This window comes from Gilliamella sp. App2-1, from assembly GCF_001690255.1.
GTDB classification, from domain to species: domain Bacteria; phylum Pseudomonadota; class Gammaproteobacteria; order Enterobacterales; family Orbaceae; genus Gilliamella; species Gilliamella apicola_G.
Genome location: NZ_LZGR01000070.1, coordinates 1 through 15,487 on the forward strand (window position 1 = coordinate 1; position 15,487 = coordinate 15,487).

Consider the following 15,487-nt stretch of genomic DNA (forward strand, 5'->3'; position numbering starts at 1 on the left):
AAATATAATTAATATTATATCTAAGCTGTTTTTATATAAAAACAGCCCAATTTTCACAACACCCAAAAGTCAATACAGTAACTATTCCGGCATCAGAAAGTGCCAACAACTGAGAGAGGTTAACACGCCAAACAGGAAGGTTTTGCGAGGCGATGCTTTGTTTTAAATAAATCACAAACGATGCGTTATAACCGCACAAAATATTTGTCTATTTTAAAAGACAGTCCAATTGCAGTTATCACTGATTTATCCGTTCAATTAACGGTAACAACCCGAAAGGCTAAAAGATATCTTAACCTATTATAACATCAACAATTATTAACGTGTTTAGGCCGTGCAACCGAGCGAGGTTATTAGTTTTAAGGTAGTTTTCAGGGATGTTTAAAGCAAAATGTTTTAGCTCACTTTTTATTCGGTTGAATCTATAACACATATAAACTTTTTGGAATGATGTTTGACTATAGTAGTGAGGCTTATCATGATGGCGGTTATGTTAAATAACACAATGATTTTATTTGCGATAATTTATTTAATCTGCGCTTAGGCTCATCTATTTAATCAATTCGTGTTTAATTATTAGGAATCTTCTTGAATAAGTCTTTAAAATTTGATAGTTTACAGGAAAGATTTTTAACATTAAAAACACTAAAAAGAAGGTAATTGTTATGACTATCAAAGTAGGTATTAATGGATTTGGCCGTATTGGTCGTATTGTTTTCCGTGCTGCTCAAAAACGTTCAGATATTGAAATTGTTGCTATCAACGATTTATTAGATGTTGAATATATGGCTTATATGCTTAAATATGATTCAACTCATGGTCGTTTTGATGGTACAGTTGAAGTTAAAGACGGTAAATTAGTTGTCAATGGTAAAACAATCCGCGTTACAGCTGAGCGCGATCCTGCAAACTTAAAATGGAATGAAGTGGGTGTTGATGTTGTTGCTGAAGCAACAGGTTTATTCTTAACTGACGAAACAGCTCGTAAACACATCCAAGCGGGTGCTAAAAAAGTGGTTTTAACTGGTCCTTCTAAAGATAGCACACCAATGTTTGTAATGGGTGTTAACGATAAAGATTATGCGGGACAAGATATCGTTTCTAATGCTTCATGTACCACTAACTGTTTAGCGCCTTTAGCTAAAGTAATCAATGATAACTTCGGTATCGTTGAAGCATTAATGACAACTGTTCACGCAACAACTGCAACTCAAAAAACGGTTGATGGTCCATCTCATAAAGATTGGCGTGGTGGCCGTGGTGCTGCTCAAAATATCATCCCTTCATCAACGGGTGCTGCTAAGGCGGTAGGTAAAGTGATTCCTGAGTTAAATGGTAAATTAACTGGTATGGCTTTCCGTGTTCCTACTCCAGACGTTTCTGTTGTTGATTTAACAGCCCGTTTAGCAAAACCTGCTAAATACGAAGATATCTGTAAAGCAATCAAAGCAGCTGCTGAAGGTCCAATGAAAGGCGTTCTCGGTTATACTGAAGATGACGTTGTTTCTACCGATTTCTTAGGTGAAGTTTGTACATCTGTATTTGATGCTAAAGCAGGTATCCAATTAAGTGATAACTTCGTTAAACTTGTTTCTTGGTATGATAATGAAGCTGGCTATTCTAACAAAGTGTTAGATTTAATTGCTGTAGTTGCTAAATAATAACTAAATTTTAGTTAGTTGATTTAAAAGAGCGGCCTTGGGTCGCTTTTTTTATGGCTTTATAAAATTAAATTATGTGACCCTAAAAAAACGCCCATTTTTACAAATGAGCGTTTTTATAATTAAATTTATTAAATAACAACAACTTCAGCTGCTGCCGGCCCACGTGGGCTATCTTGGATAGCAAATTCAACTTGTTGTCCTTCAGCTAAGGTTTTAAAACCGTCACCTGAAATAGCAGAAAAATGAACAAATACATCTTTACTTCCATCCGCAGGGGTAATAAAACCAAAACCTTTACTTTCATTAAACCATTTTACTTGACCTGTTTTCTTATTCATTTACTAACATCCTAACAATAATTAATAATTAGCCTTTTTGGCTCGCGTGGGCTTTAACATTACATTAATTATGTAACTTTAAAACCATGATAATGCGTTCAAATCTACATTATTAAAGTTAGTCGTTTTCATAATTTTGTACTTTGTTGTTTACCCAGTGCTATTACCGCATAAATTATAATCAAAAGCAAGATGTTAATCACAAATTTTTTAAGCTATGGTAAAGTTTTTTCTCAAATTTTTTAGAAAATTACATATTAATTGATAAAAAGCAAAATTTGTGTAGTTACAACTTTAGCTAATTTGAAAAGTTAATAAATTTAAAAAATAAAAAAAGCCATAAAATAATATTTATGGCTTTTTGGGTGGTTATTTTTCGGGCGTTAAATTTTATTTGTTTTTTGCTCGTTCAAATGATTCAATAATTTCTTTACGAGCAGCTTCAGCATTGTCCCAACCGTCAACTTTAACCCATTTACCTTTTTCTAATGCTTTGTATTGTTCAAAAAAGTGTTTGATTTGCGATTTGAGTAATTCAGGTAAATCATCGACGTCTTTAATATGATCATATTCTTTTGATAGTTTGCTGTGAGGTACTGCAACCAGTTTTGCATCTTGACCTGCTTCGTCAGTCATTTTTAATACCCCGACTGGGCGACAACGAATAACAGAGCCCGGTTGTAGCGGGTATGGCGTTGGGACTAATACATCAACTGGATCACCATCTAATGATAATGTGTGATTAATATAACCATAGTTACATGGATAAAACATTGCTGTTGCCATAAAACGGTCAACAAATACAGCACCGGTATCTTTATCGACTTCATATTTTATTGGATCAGCATTAGCTGGAATTTCAATCACAACGTAAATATCATCTGGTAATTCTTTACCTGCTGGTACATTTAAAAGTCCCATTTTTGTATCCTCTATCTAAGTTTATATGTGTTTGTTAATAACAATAAGCGCACATTATAAAGATTATTTTGTATCGCTCAATTCTTTTAAATATTGAAAAATTTGCTTTGCCGATTTGACGGGTTTATTTGCTTCTTGCTCTTTTTTAGCTAAACGAGCTAAAGTGCGCAGTTGCTGGCGATCGGCTGTTGGGTATAAGTCCATAATGGTTTCAGCATCGCTAGTTGCAATCAGGTCATCGCGTAGCTTTTCAAGTTTGTGAAATAAAGCAATTTGCTGATTGTGGCGATTTTTGAGCTTATCAAGCGCTTGGCTAATAGGTTCAATATCTCGGCTACGTAGAAGCTTGCCAATATATTGAATTTGTCTACGATACCCTTCTTTTTTTATCTTCTGCGCAAGTTCAATGGCATAAATAAGATCCTCATCAAGAGGGATTTTTTCCAGTTCGTTTTTGCTTAAATTGACAAGCTCGATACCTAATTTTTTTAGGGCTTCGGCATCGCGTTTGATTTCACTTTTACTAACGTAGATGATTTCGTCATCTTCTGTGTCAATAGCGAAGTTGGGTTCTAAGTTTTTCTCTTGATTATGATTCATATTATTTCTTTTGTTAACTAATATTCAATTCTGGCTTATTATAACGTATCACTAGCAGAATTGTAGAAAATAATAAAATGAGTATTGAACAGATTAAAAAAGAAGCCTTACATCAAAAAGAGAATTTATCGGCGATTGTTGCTAATGCCATTAAACAAGCAAAACCTCGTGTTGATGCAGTTGAGGTGTCAATTAATCAATCAACTGGTATTAGTGTAAGTACGCGGATGGGAGAAACCGAAAATGTGGAATTTAATAGTGATGGGGCATTATCCATTACTGTTTATCAAGATCAACGTAAAGGCAGTGCGTCAACCAATGACTTGTCCTCTCAAGCCATTTTGCAAACGGTGGATATGGCCATTAATATTATGCAATATACCTCGCCCGATCCTTGTTCTGGTTTGGGCGATGTAAGCCAAATGGCGTTTAATCCACCCGATTTAGATTTGTTTTATCCAAGTGATTTAAATGTTGATAATGCCATTGAACAGGCCAAACAAGCCGAGCTAACTGCGCTCAATCATTCTAAATTAATTAATACTGATGGCGGCTATTTTAGTAGTCGCTATGGTGTTTATGTTTATGGTAATAGTTTGGGGATGTTACAAGGTTATTGTGCAAGTTCACATTCACTTTCATGTTCAGTCATTGCTGAACTGGCAGGGCAGATGGAAAGTAATTATGCCTATACTTCATCACGCGATTTTAGTGAATTAAAATCAGCAAATTGGGTTGGCATGCAAGCGGCTGATAGAGCGATTTCACATTTAGGCGCTAAGCAAATCGCAACCATGCAAGTTCCAGTGTTATTTTGTGCTGAAGTTGCTGTTGGACTCATTAGGCATTTGATTGGTGCCATAAGTGGTGGTGCAATTTATCGTAAATCGTCATTTCTTTTAGATAGTGTTGGACAAACTATTTTTCCTAAATGGCTGACAATTTATGAAGATCCGCATATTTTAAAAGGTGTTGGATCATCGCCTTTTGATAGTGAGGGCACAAAAACGGTTAAGCGCAATATTGTTGAACAAGGCGTGTTGCAAACTTATTTGTTAGGCAATTATTCTGCTCGTAAATTGGGATTAACCTCGACTGGTCATGCAGGGGGAATTCATAATTGGTTTGTATCACCAAGCCAAACTAATGCGGGTTTTGATGATTTGCTTAAAAAATTGGATAAAGGTGTTGTTGTGACTTCGTTAATGGGGCAAGGTGTTAATAGTGTGACAGGAGATTATTCACGCGGAGCCACAGGTTTTTGGGTTGAAAATGGACAAATTCAATATCCAGTTAGCGAAATTACCATTGCTGGTAATCTTAAAGATATATATAAAAACATTGTAGCAATTGGTAATGATATCGAAACAAGAACGAATATTCAATGTGGTTCGATTTTGATTGATAATATGAGCATAGCTGGAAAATAAGGAACAGTATGGGCAGGTTTTTTCACAGTGCTTTTTTTCAAAAAATAGATTCATGGATGCCAGGATTAGGCAGTCTATTACAGTATAGACGTGAATATCTTAATTTTGATATTAAGGCAGGTTTATCGGTTGCTGCTGTTTCGTTACCCGTGTCAATTGCTTATGCTGAATTGACAGGCGTTGGCGCTATAGCTGGACTGTATTCGACCATTTTGCCTTTAATTGTATATGCGCTTTTTGGTTCTTCTAAACAGCTGATTGTCGGACCTGATACGGCCACTTGTGCAGTGGTTGCTGCCGTTGTATTGCCGTTAGCGGCAAATGATCCAATCTTGCGTTGGCAGTTAGTTGTTATATTAACCATAATGATTGGTATCTGGTGTATCATCGCTGGAAAGCTGCATCTTGGCGCACTAGCTGACTTACTTAGCCAGCCCATTTTAATTGGTTTATTGAATGGTATTTCAATCACCATTATGGTTGATCAGTTAGCCAAAACATTGGGCTTTAGTTATGATTATTCTTATTTGATTGAGCGTATTGTGTATTTTCCTTTTAAAATATTACAAATTCATCTAGGTACTGCACTGGTTTCATTTTTTACATTATTAATTTTAATTGTTTCAAAGCGTTTAAAGCCTCAATATCCAGCGCCGCTGTTAGCCGTCATTGTGATGACTTTTTTTTCATGGCTGTTTAATTTTGATCATTTTAATATTCGTATCATTGGTAATGTGAACGGTGATTTTATACCTGTCGAATCATGGCTTGATTTCGATAAAGGTTTAATGCGTGATTTAGTTGTCCCTTCACTTAATATTGCCATTATCTGTTTTGTGAGTATGATGATAACGGTGCGCAGTTTTGCCTCGAAAAATAACTACGAAACCAATGCTGATATTGAGTTTAAAGCATTGGGTATCGCCAATATTGTAGCAGGATTATCCCAAGGTTTTGTTGTTAGTGGCACATCATCCAGAACCGCTGTGAATGATGCCAATGGAGGAAAAACTCAGCTCGTTTCGATTATTGCAGCAATGTTAATTGGTATAGTGGTATTGTTTTTTCTTTCACCTTTACAATTTATTCCAACTTGCGTGTTAGGAGTGATTTTAATTTACTCTTCAATGTCGTTAATCAATTTTCAAACAATTATCCGTTTTTTTAAATTTGACCGAGACGCATTTTATTTAAGTTTGACAACGCTCGTTTCAGTGCTTGTAATTGGTATTATTCCAGGTATGGCACTGGCGGTACTGCTAGGTCTATTTTTATTTTTACGCCGCGTATTTAGGCCAAAAGATCAATTACTAGGTATTGATGAAAGTGGTCGCATTCATTCAATAGGTCAGGATGTACGACCAGTCAATAACACGATGATTTATCGATTTAATTCTCCGTTAACTTATTTCAATATTGCTTATTTTAGACGAAGAATTATTAGTTATATTGACGAAGCAGATGAGTCTATAAATTATGTGATTGTTGATGCGATTCCTTGCTTTACTTATAAAGATGTGAGTGTGTTGTCGGGCATTAATGAATTAGTAAACTCTTTAAAAGTAAGAAACGTCATTTTAATCTTATCTGGCCGACGCAAAACTCTTAAAAACTGGTTTAAACAAATGAATATTAAGCTTGATGATAATTATATTGATTTTGCTTATGATCTCTATTTTGCGGTTAAATTAGTCCAAAGTAAGGAACAAATAAATAGTAAAGTTGATGATGAATCTATTTAGTTATCGTGACCATTAATAAAATCGGAAGGATTGTTTTTTTATTTATCTCAGAGCCCTTGATTTCGATAGGTAAAGCAATATTAATATAGACAATTGCCTACAAATTTAAGTACAATATTGGATCTTTCAAATGAAGCATTTTAGTAAACAATATTAGGGGTAAAAATGGCACGTGTAACTGTTCAAGATGCAGTAGAAAAAATTGGTAATCGCTTTGATCTCGTTATTGTAGCAGCAAGACGCGCTCGTCAACTACAAGTTGAAAATAAATCACCACTTGTTCCGGAAGAAAACGACAAGGAAACCGTTATTGCATTACGTGAAATTGAAGATGGTCTTGTCAATAAGCAAATTCTTGATATCGCTGACTTTCAAACGCGTCAAGACGTAGAGGCAGAAGCGCGTGCAACGCTTCATGAATCGATTCTCCTCGAAAACACGCCTTCGTACGAATAAGCTTTACAGGAATTGCTTATGCAATATTTTGATAGCTTAAAAGAGGTTGTAGCATTTTATCTTCCACCTAAACAAGTTGAATCGATACAAGATGCTTATCTTTTTGCTAAAAATGCACATGAAGGGCAATTCCGATGTAGTGGCGAACCTTATATCACTCACCCAGTTGCAGTCGCAACAAATTTGGCTAATATGCGGCTTGATTATGAAACAATCATTGCCGCACTTTTACATGATACTATTGAAGATACTTCTGTCACCTTTCAGGATATTACGAATAAATTTGGTAAACATGTTGCCATTTTAGTTGAAGGTGTCTCTAAACTTGATAAGTTAAAATTCCGTAACAGACAAGAGGCACAAGCTGAAAATTTTCGGAAAATGGTGCTTGCCATGACCGAAGATGTGCGTGTTATTTTAATTAAACTTGCAGATCGCACCCATAATATGCGCACATTAGGTGCTTTAAGACCTGATAAACGTCGTCGTATTGCCAAAGAAACTCTCGAAATTTATGCGCCTTTAGCGCATCGTTTAGGGATTAATCATATTAAAACTGAACTCGAAATTTTGAGCTTTACTGCAATGCATCCCAATCGTGCTAAAGTGCTTGAAAAAGTAGTTAAAACGGCAAGAAATACACGAAAAGAACTTATTCAACAAATTTTGTTTGAAATACGTGGTCGATTATTAGAAGCCCATATTGACGCAGAAGTTACTGGTATTGAAAAAAATATCTATGTCATTTATCAAAAGATGCAGCTACGTGAGCAGCACTTTCATTCTATCATGGATATTTACACATTTAGAATTGTGGTTAAAGATGTCGATGCTTGCTATCGCGCGCTTGGACTAATACATAATTTGTATAAACCACGTCTTAATCGTTTTAAAGATTATATAGCGATTCCTAAAGCAAATGGATATCAATCGTTACATTCATCGTTAATTGGACCACACGGCACTCCGGTTGAAGTACAAATCCGTACCGAAGATATGGATCAAATGGCCGAAATGGGGGTTGCTGCGCATTGGGTATATAATGAAACGGATGAATTAAACAATACGACCACACAAATCAAAGCGCAGCGCTGGATGCAAAGCCTGTTAGAACTGCAACAAAGTGTAGGTAATTCTTTCGAATTTATTGAAAACGTAAAATCGGAATTGTTTCCAAAAGAAATTTATGTTTTTACTCCTAAAGGGCGTATTGTACAGTTACCTAAAGGAGCGACATCAGTTGATCTTGCTTATGCAGTTCATTCTGATATTGGTTATCAATGTATTGGTGCAATTGTTGATCGTAAACCTTACCCTTTATCACAACCATTAAAGAGTGGGCAAACTGTTGAAATTATTACTTCACCAGAAGGTCGACCTAACGCGAATTGGTTAAATTTTGTGGTTAGTGCCAAAGCAAAGTCGCGTATTCGTCAGGCGCTTAAAACGCTTAAACGTGAAGATGCAATTGAATTAGGTCGACGTTTACTCAATCTTTCGTTAGTTAAATCTGGCGGTATTAATGCTTTGTCATTAAGTCAAAAAGAACGAGTGGTTGAATTAGCTAAATTGTCCTGTTTTGATGATGTCTTAGCTGAAATTGGGTTAGGCAATATTATGAGTCATTTTATTGCCAAAGGTTTAGAACATAAAGCGCTGTTACAAAATAAATCAGAGCCAAATAAAACCCTTGTTATCACTGGAAGTGAAGGTGTCTTGGTTACGTTTTCTAAGTGTTGTCATCCTATTCCCAATGATCCCATTATTGGGCATGTCAGTCCTGAAAAAGGGCTAACAGTGCATCATGAATCTTGCCGAAATGTTACAGGCTATCAAAATAATCCAGAAAAATATATCTCACTCAAATGGGCGCCAGATATTTCTCAACGCTTTGTAGCCGAAATTTGGATTGATATTTTAAATACTCAAGGTTCTTTGGCGAATATACTTTCAATTATTAATGATGACGATACCCGACTACAATGGTTAAATACCGAAGAAAAAGATAGACAAATTTATACGGTTATTTTGCAGATAGAAGTAAAAAATACTCAGCAACTTAATGAATTGATTCGTAAAATGTCATTACAACCAGATGTAGTGAATGTTACACGAAATATAAATTAGGCATTATGATAAATCGTTTTTTTGACCAGTTACCGCTGATAAAGTTAACGGGAATTGGTGAAAGTCTAGAAAAAAAGTTTAATACATTAGGTGTCTATACTGTTAAAGATCTATTGTTGCACTTTCCTTTACGTTACGAAGATCGCACTTCGACTTGTGCCATTGGTGATGTGGCTATCGGTGAGTATACCACGATTGAGGGGTGTATCATAAAAACTGAAGTGATCTTTAGACGTAAACAAATGTTAGTTTGTTATATTCAAGATGACTCAGGAATAGCGATATTAAGATTTATGAATTTCAATGCTGGAATGAAAGCAAGTTTAACGCCAGGTAAGTGGGTAAGTGCTTATGGTGAGGTTAAAAGAGGAAAAAGCTATCCTGAAGTAATTCATCCACAATATAAAATTAAAGATAGTCGTGAAGCTAATTTGTTAGCTTCTGATTGCAATGAAGAAAGATATACGCCTGTCTATTCAACAACTTACGGACTTACGCAAAATATTATTCGTAAATTGATACGCACTGCACTGCTACTATTAAAACGTAACCCACCAAAAGAAATCTTACCGACACCGCTAGCGAGTCGCTATTTCACTGTTTTTGATTCATTAAATATTATTCATAATCCACCAATAGATACTGATATAAAGCAATTGTCGAATGGGGAACACCCTGCAATTAGACGGTTTATTTTTGAAGAATTGCTCGCCTATCATTTAAGCATGTTGATGTTGAAAACCGATAATCAAAAGCAACAAGCTTATGCAATGAATGTTAGTCAACAGTTTATCAAACCGTTTTTATCTTCATTACCTTTTAACCCCACTCGTGCTCAGCAACGAGTGGTTCAAGATATTTATCAGGATATGGCAAAACCAATTCCAATGATGCGATTAATCCAGGGAGATGTTGGTTCTGGCAAAACGTTAGTTGCAGCACTAGCAGCACTCAATGCAATAGAAAATAATCGACAAGTGGTATTAATGGCGCCGACTGAAATATTAGCAGAGCAACATTATCACAATTTTAAACAATGGTTTGCTCCTCTTGGTATTTCTGTGGATTGGTTATCAGGGAGATTAACCGCTAAAAATAAGCGTCAGCGTTATGAGCGTATCTTAAATGGTGAAATTACCCTGTTAATTGGTACACATGCGGTGTTTGTTGATCAAGTGGAATTTTATTCGTTAGGTTTAGTGATTATTGATGAACAGCATCGGTTTGGTGTTAATCAGCGCCTAAGTCTTTGGGAAAAAGGTATTAAAGATAATCTTTATCCACATCAATTAATTATGACCGCAACGCCTATTCCCCGAACATTAGCCATGACAGTTTATGCTGATCTCGATGTTTCAGTTATTGATGAATTACCACCAGGCAGAACGCCTATCACTACAGTTGTAGTACCTAATACTCGCCGAGATGAGATCATTGAACGTGTCAACCAAGCTTGTTTAGATAATCGCCAAGTATATTGGGTATGTACCTTGGTTGAAGAGTCTGAAACGCTTGATGCACAAGCGGCTGAAATGCTGGTTGCTGAATTACAGGCGCGTTTACCTCATTTAAGTATTGCGTTAGTGCATGGAAAAATGAAATCTGATTTAAAGCAATCGGTCATGCAAGACTTTAAAGCCGGAAAAATTCAATTGCTTGTCGCCACAACAGTTATTGAAGTTGGCGTTGATGTACCTAATGCTAGCTTAATGATTATTGAAAATGCAGAACGTTTAGGTTTAGCCCAATTGCATCAGTTACGTGGACGAGTTGGACGAGGTTCGGCAGTGTCTCATTGTGTATTAATGTATCAAGCGCCCCTAAGCAAAGTCGCCCAAGCACGCATGAAAGTAATGCGTGAAAGTAATGATGGTTTTATTATTGCCCAAAAAGATCTTGAACTTCGTGGTAGTGGTGAAATTTTAGGGACTCGCCAAATGGGTACGGCTAATTTTAAAGTGGTTGATTTGATTCGTGATCAGCATTTGATTAGTGAAATCCAACACGCATCTTATGATATCCAAACAAACTATCCGCAAAGCGCCTTACAATTAGTTAACTGTTGGCTGCCAAATCGTGAAAAATATATTAATGTATAATTGTTGCAGTATTTTTTGAACAGATATTTAATGTTGTACTCATTTAGAGATAATGAGTTTATGTGTGGGCTTCAACATTGTTGTTTTTAGTCCACACATTAAAGTTAACATAAAATTGCAGAGTTATAAGAATGAGCGATAAGGTAATTCTGGCTCATCGGTAAAGATATCTCTAAATCCACGATAATGTTGATAATGCATTTTATGTTTATCGGTTGGATAAGTATATTTTCCTCCCACTTGCCAAAAGAAAGGCTTAAATTGATAATCTAGGCGATCTTTTTTCATTTGCCATAACACTTCGATTTCACGCGGGTCACTTTGGAAGTTGGCCCAAATGTCATGATGGAAAGGAATAACGACTTTAGTATTGAGTGATTCAGCTGCGCGCAAGATATCTGCTGAAGTCATTTTATCTGTTACACCACGTGGATTTTCGCCATAAGATAGCAATGCAACATCAATTTTATAATCATTACCGTGTTTTGCATAATAATTAGAATAGTGTGAATCACCAGAGTGATAAAGTGAACCACCCGTTGTTTCAAATAGATAGTTAACTGCTCTGTCATTCATGCCATCTAAAATAGATTTATCTGTAGATGATACGCCTTTGGGTAGAGTAACGAGTGAAGTTCTATCAAAAGAGTCCAATACACGAATGGTTATGTCACCAACTTGAATTGTTTCGCCAACTTTGGCAACAATGCAGCGATCTTCTGGAACTCCCCAACTTTTCCATAATTCTACACAAGCTTTAGGACCAATAAATTTAACTTTAGATGAACAGTTTTGAATGACAGCAGCAGCCACATTGACATCAATATGATCGGCATGATCGTGCGTTGCCATGACGGCATCAATTTGTTTTATTGCAAAAGGGTCAAGAACAAATGGACTGGTTCTTAAGTTTGGTTGTAATTCACGCACGCCACCCATACGCATCATTTGATGTTGTTTGTTCATTAATGGATTTGCGTGTGTTTTTTTTCCAGTGCCACACCAAAAATCGACAGATATATTTGTATTACCAGCTGATTTTAACCAGATACCGGTACAAGCAAGCCACCACATTGTAAATGTGTTGGGTTTAACTTCTGTCGTTTCTATTTCTTCATTAAGCCAGGTTCCCCATTCAGGAAATGTATTTAATATCCATGATTCACGGGTAATTTCGTTCACTTTACTCATACTTTGTTCCTTTTACAATTTATAGTTAAACTAAAATAACTTTAACGCCTTGCTCCTTAATGCATTCAATCACGTCCTTATTTGCTTGTTTCCCAGTAATTAAAATATCGATTTTATTGACAGGACAAAAAAGCATGCCTGAATTGGCATTTTTATCAATTTTTGAACTATCAACAACAACAACTAAATTTTCGACTTGTTCAAGTATTTGCTGTTCAGCAACAGCGCCTAAAATTTCGTTTTTATAAAGACCGGTTGGCGTTAATGTTTTACCACTGGTAAACATCCATTTGCCTGCATAAGAATTGGTAATATTGGCAATGGGGTTAAGAATAATATTTTGTGTCTTGTTGTATAATCCTCCCATAATGATGACATTTTCATGGTCATGCTCAATTAAGTAACACGCTAATGGAAAGTAGTTAGTAATAATTGAGACATTTTTACCGCACAGTTCGCGACCGAGTAAAAATGCTGTCGAGCCACAGTTTATAATAATGTTTTCTTCATTATTGCATAGTTTAGCAGCACGTATGGCAATGCGTGCTTTTTCGTGATAATGGTCAGTATTGTGATTATCAATTGGTACCCAAGTTGGTTTTACTTCTTCTAATCGCATAATTCCATTGCGGACTTTTTTTACTCGTCCTTCTTGATCCAGTTTTGTGATGTCTCGCCGAGCAGTTGCGGGTGAAATAGCAAAAAGTGAAATTAACTCAGTAACTTTAACCATACCTTTTTCGTTAACTAATGCCACTATTTCGTTATGCCGAGATAGCTCGTTCATTATAACCTCTTTATAATTGTTGATTAAATGTGATTTAAATTGATGATAATTTTCATTTATATTTATGTCAATTATTTTAAAATTTAATTCACTAAAGTAGTTATCTAATTCATTGATAATAATAACTTTAACTTAAAATTTTGCTCGTGCTTTTTTATCAAAATGTGATGAGTGTCACAGGTGCGGTTATTAATCGTTTGGAAAAGTGATCGTTGTCAAATTAATCAAAAATAATCATTGAATGAATTATTTTGATTGTGGAAGATATCGATGTGTTTTAATTTTGATAAAACTTGATTTTCGAGATGTATTGTTTGAGTAATGAAAAATGTCGATAACTGATGAGAGGAACATATGGAAGTAATCTATAACGTATTTTATATTTTTTATAGTCAAGTTATGACAAAGGCGCCTTTGTTGCTGGGTTTGGTAACAATGTTAGGTTATTGTCTATTACGTAAAGATATAACAACAATTTTAAAAGGTACCATCAAAACCATTGTGGGTTTTATGTTATTACAAGTTGGATCTGGCGTGTTAGTTTCAACTTTCAAACCTGTTATCGCTAAACTGGCAGAGTATCATGGCATTAAGGGATCTATTATTGATACCTATGCATCAATGGTGGCCGTTGAAAATGGCATGCATGAAAACTATTCATGGGTTGGTTATGCAGTATTGTTAGCATTGGCTATTAATATCGTGTTGGTGATTTTTCGACGTATAACAGGTATTCGAACCATCATGTTAACTGGCCATATTATGTTTCAGCAGGTCGGTTTAATTGCATTATTTTACTTTCTTTTTGGCTACAGTATGTGGGAAACCATTATCTATTCAGCCGTTATTATCGCGCTTTATTGGGGGATCTTTTCGAATATGATGTTTAAACCCACTGAGGCTGTCACCGGTGGTGCTGGATTTTCAATTGGTCACCAACAACAAATTGGATCATGGATTGCCGTTAAATTAGCGCCCAAACTGGGGAATAAAAACGATTCGGTGGATAATTTAAAACTACCTAAATGGTTGCACATTTTTCATGATAGTATCGCTGCAACCACTATTGTTATGACATTTTTCTTCGGAATTATTTTACTTTCTTTTGGTTTAGATAATTTGCAAACCATGGCGGGATCAACTCATTGGACAATCTATATTTTTGAAACTGGTCTTAAATTTGCTGTGGCGATCCAAGTGATTGTAAGTGGTGTGCGTATGTTTGTTGCTGAGCTGTCTGAAGCCTTTAAAGGTATTTCAGAAAAATTAATTCCCAATGCTGTATTGGCGATTGATTGTGCTGCCATTTATGCATTTTCGCCTAATGCCATGGTATTTGGTTTTATTTGGGGAGCATTAGGACAATTTTTAGCGATTGCTTTATTACTTGTCTTTAAATCACCGATCATGATTATTCCTGGTTTTATTCCGATGTTTTTTTCGAACGCAACCATTGGTGTTTTTGCTAACCACTTTGGTGGTTGGAAGGCCGTTATGAAAATTTGTTTTGTAATGGGCATGATAGAGGTGTTTGGTTCGGCTTGGGTCATTTATATTTTTGCACAAAATGGTACACCGATTGATTCTTGGATGGGAATGGCTGATTGGGCAATATTATTTCCACCGATTTTACAAGGTTTATCTATTTCGCATTTATTTATCTATGTGCTTATTGCATTAGCCATGCTTTATATGTTCTTTGCTGCTAAACAGTTACGTTTGGATGAAGCCATGCAAAAAAATCAACCAGAGATAAATGATGAACATCAAGATATCAATAAAGCTGTAGTTGAAAAAATGGATGATATCGATACAAGCAAAGATCGCGCAGTTCGCATTTTGGCTGTCTGTGGTAGTGGCCAAGGTTCCTCAATGATGATGAAAATGAAAATTGCCAATTACTTAAATAAAAAAGGAATCCCGAATGAAATGGACTCTTGTGCAGTGACTGATTATAAATCACGTCTTCCTAATGTCGATATTATTGTTGCTTCAAAACATCTTATTCATGAAATTGAAGTTAATGAAGGTCAGTATGCGTTAGGTGTACAAAATATGCTTAATCCACAAACTTTTGGTGATGAGCTTATTAAGCTGATTAATCAAGTAATTTCTAAATAGATTTTCCAATA

The 15,487-nt window shown here is 35.6% G+C and carries 12 protein-coding genes; 7 read left to right on the top strand and 5 right to left on the bottom strand.

Annotation, left to right across the window (positions count from 1 at the left end; genetic code table 11):
- Positions 1-665 precede the first annotated feature (665 nt).
- Positions 666-1,661, top strand: coding sequence for a glyceraldehyde-3-phosphate dehydrogenase (gapA, locus tag A9G22_RS09040; protein ID WP_065587446.1), 996 nt, complete (start codon positions 666-668; stop codon positions 1,659-1,661).
- Between the two features lie 131 nt (positions 1,662-1,792).
- Here the strand turns inward: gapA and cspE are convergent, their stop codons facing one another.
- The 3 genes from cspE to yjgA form a co-directional block, all read right to left on the bottom strand.
- Positions 1,793-2,002: a transcription antiterminator/RNA stability regulator CspE gene (cspE, locus tag A9G22_RS09045; RefSeq protein WP_025315032.1), complete on the bottom strand. Its 210-nt coding sequence runs from the start codon at positions 2,000-2,002 to the stop codon at positions 1,793-1,795.
- A 390-nt stretch (positions 2,003-2,392) separates the two neighbouring features.
- Positions 2,393-2,923: an inorganic diphosphatase gene (gene ppa / locus A9G22_RS09050; RefSeq protein ID WP_065561528.1), complete on the bottom strand. Its 531-nt coding sequence runs from the start codon at positions 2,921-2,923 to the stop codon at positions 2,393-2,395.
- Between the two features lie 63 nt (positions 2,924-2,986).
- On the bottom strand, positions 2,987-3,523 hold the full coding sequence (gene yjgA / locus A9G22_RS09055) for a ribosome biogenesis factor YjgA (RefSeq protein WP_065587447.1): 537 nt from the start codon (positions 3,521-3,523) through the stop codon (positions 2,987-2,989).
- A 77-nt stretch (positions 3,524-3,600) separates the two neighbouring features.
- Between yjgA and pmbA the strand changes: the two genes are divergently transcribed.
- From pmbA to recG, 5 genes are all read left to right on the top strand, one after another.
- The gene (pmbA, locus tag A9G22_RS09060) at positions 3,601-4,953 is read left to right on the top strand and encodes a metalloprotease PmbA (RefSeq protein ID WP_075508742.1); all 1,353 of its coding nucleotides are present in this window, start codon (positions 3,601-3,603) and stop codon (positions 4,951-4,953) included.
- Between the two features lie 8 nt (positions 4,954-4,961).
- Positions 4,962-6,695, top strand: coding sequence for a SulP family inorganic anion transporter (locus A9G22_RS09065; RefSeq protein WP_218058795.1), 1,734 nt, complete (start codon positions 4,962-4,964; stop codon positions 6,693-6,695).
- A gap of 165 nt (positions 6,696-6,860) precedes the next feature.
- Positions 6,861-7,151 (top strand): DNA-directed RNA polymerase subunit omega, encoded by a 291-nt coding sequence (gene rpoZ, locus A9G22_RS09070; protein WP_065587449.1) that lies wholly within the window; start codon positions 6,861-6,863, stop codon positions 7,149-7,151.
- Positions 7,152-7,169: 18 nt separating this feature from the next.
- Entirely contained in the window at positions 7,170-9,278 is a 2,109-nt protein-coding gene (gene spoT, locus A9G22_RS09075) for a bifunctional GTP diphosphokinase/guanosine-3',5'-bis pyrophosphate 3'-pyrophosphohydrolase (protein WP_065587450.1), read from the top strand.
- 5 nt (positions 9,279-9,283) lie between these two features.
- Positions 9,284-11,377, top strand: a complete 2,094-nt coding sequence (recG, locus tag A9G22_RS09080; protein ID WP_075508743.1) for an ATP-dependent DNA helicase RecG — start codon at positions 9,284-9,286, stop codon at positions 11,375-11,377.
- Between the two features lie 123 nt (positions 11,378-11,500).
- On the opposite strand, the gene ulaG is transcribed toward recG, so the two are convergent.
- Together ulaG and ulaR are read right to left on the bottom strand one after the other, a co-directional pair.
- A complete protein-coding gene (gene ulaG, locus A9G22_RS09085) occupies positions 11,501-12,568 on the bottom strand; it encodes an L-ascorbate 6-phosphate lactonase (RefSeq protein WP_065587452.1) in 1,068 nt (355 codons plus the stop codon).
- Positions 12,569-12,593: 25 nt separating this feature from the next.
- The gene (ulaR, locus tag A9G22_RS09090) at positions 12,594-13,355 is read right to left on the bottom strand and encodes an HTH-type transcriptional regulator UlaR (RefSeq protein ID WP_065587453.1); all 762 of its coding nucleotides are present in this window, start codon (positions 13,353-13,355) and stop codon (positions 12,594-12,596) included.
- 399 nt (positions 13,356-13,754) lie between these two features.
- On the opposite strand from ulaR, the gene A9G22_RS09095 reads away from it, so the two are divergent.
- The gene (locus A9G22_RS09095) at positions 13,755-15,476 is read left to right on the top strand and encodes a PTS ascorbate-specific subunit IIBC (RefSeq protein WP_442899750.1); all 1,722 of its coding nucleotides are present in this window, start codon (positions 13,755-13,757) and stop codon (positions 15,474-15,476) included.
- Positions 15,477-15,487: the final 11 nt, after the last annotated feature.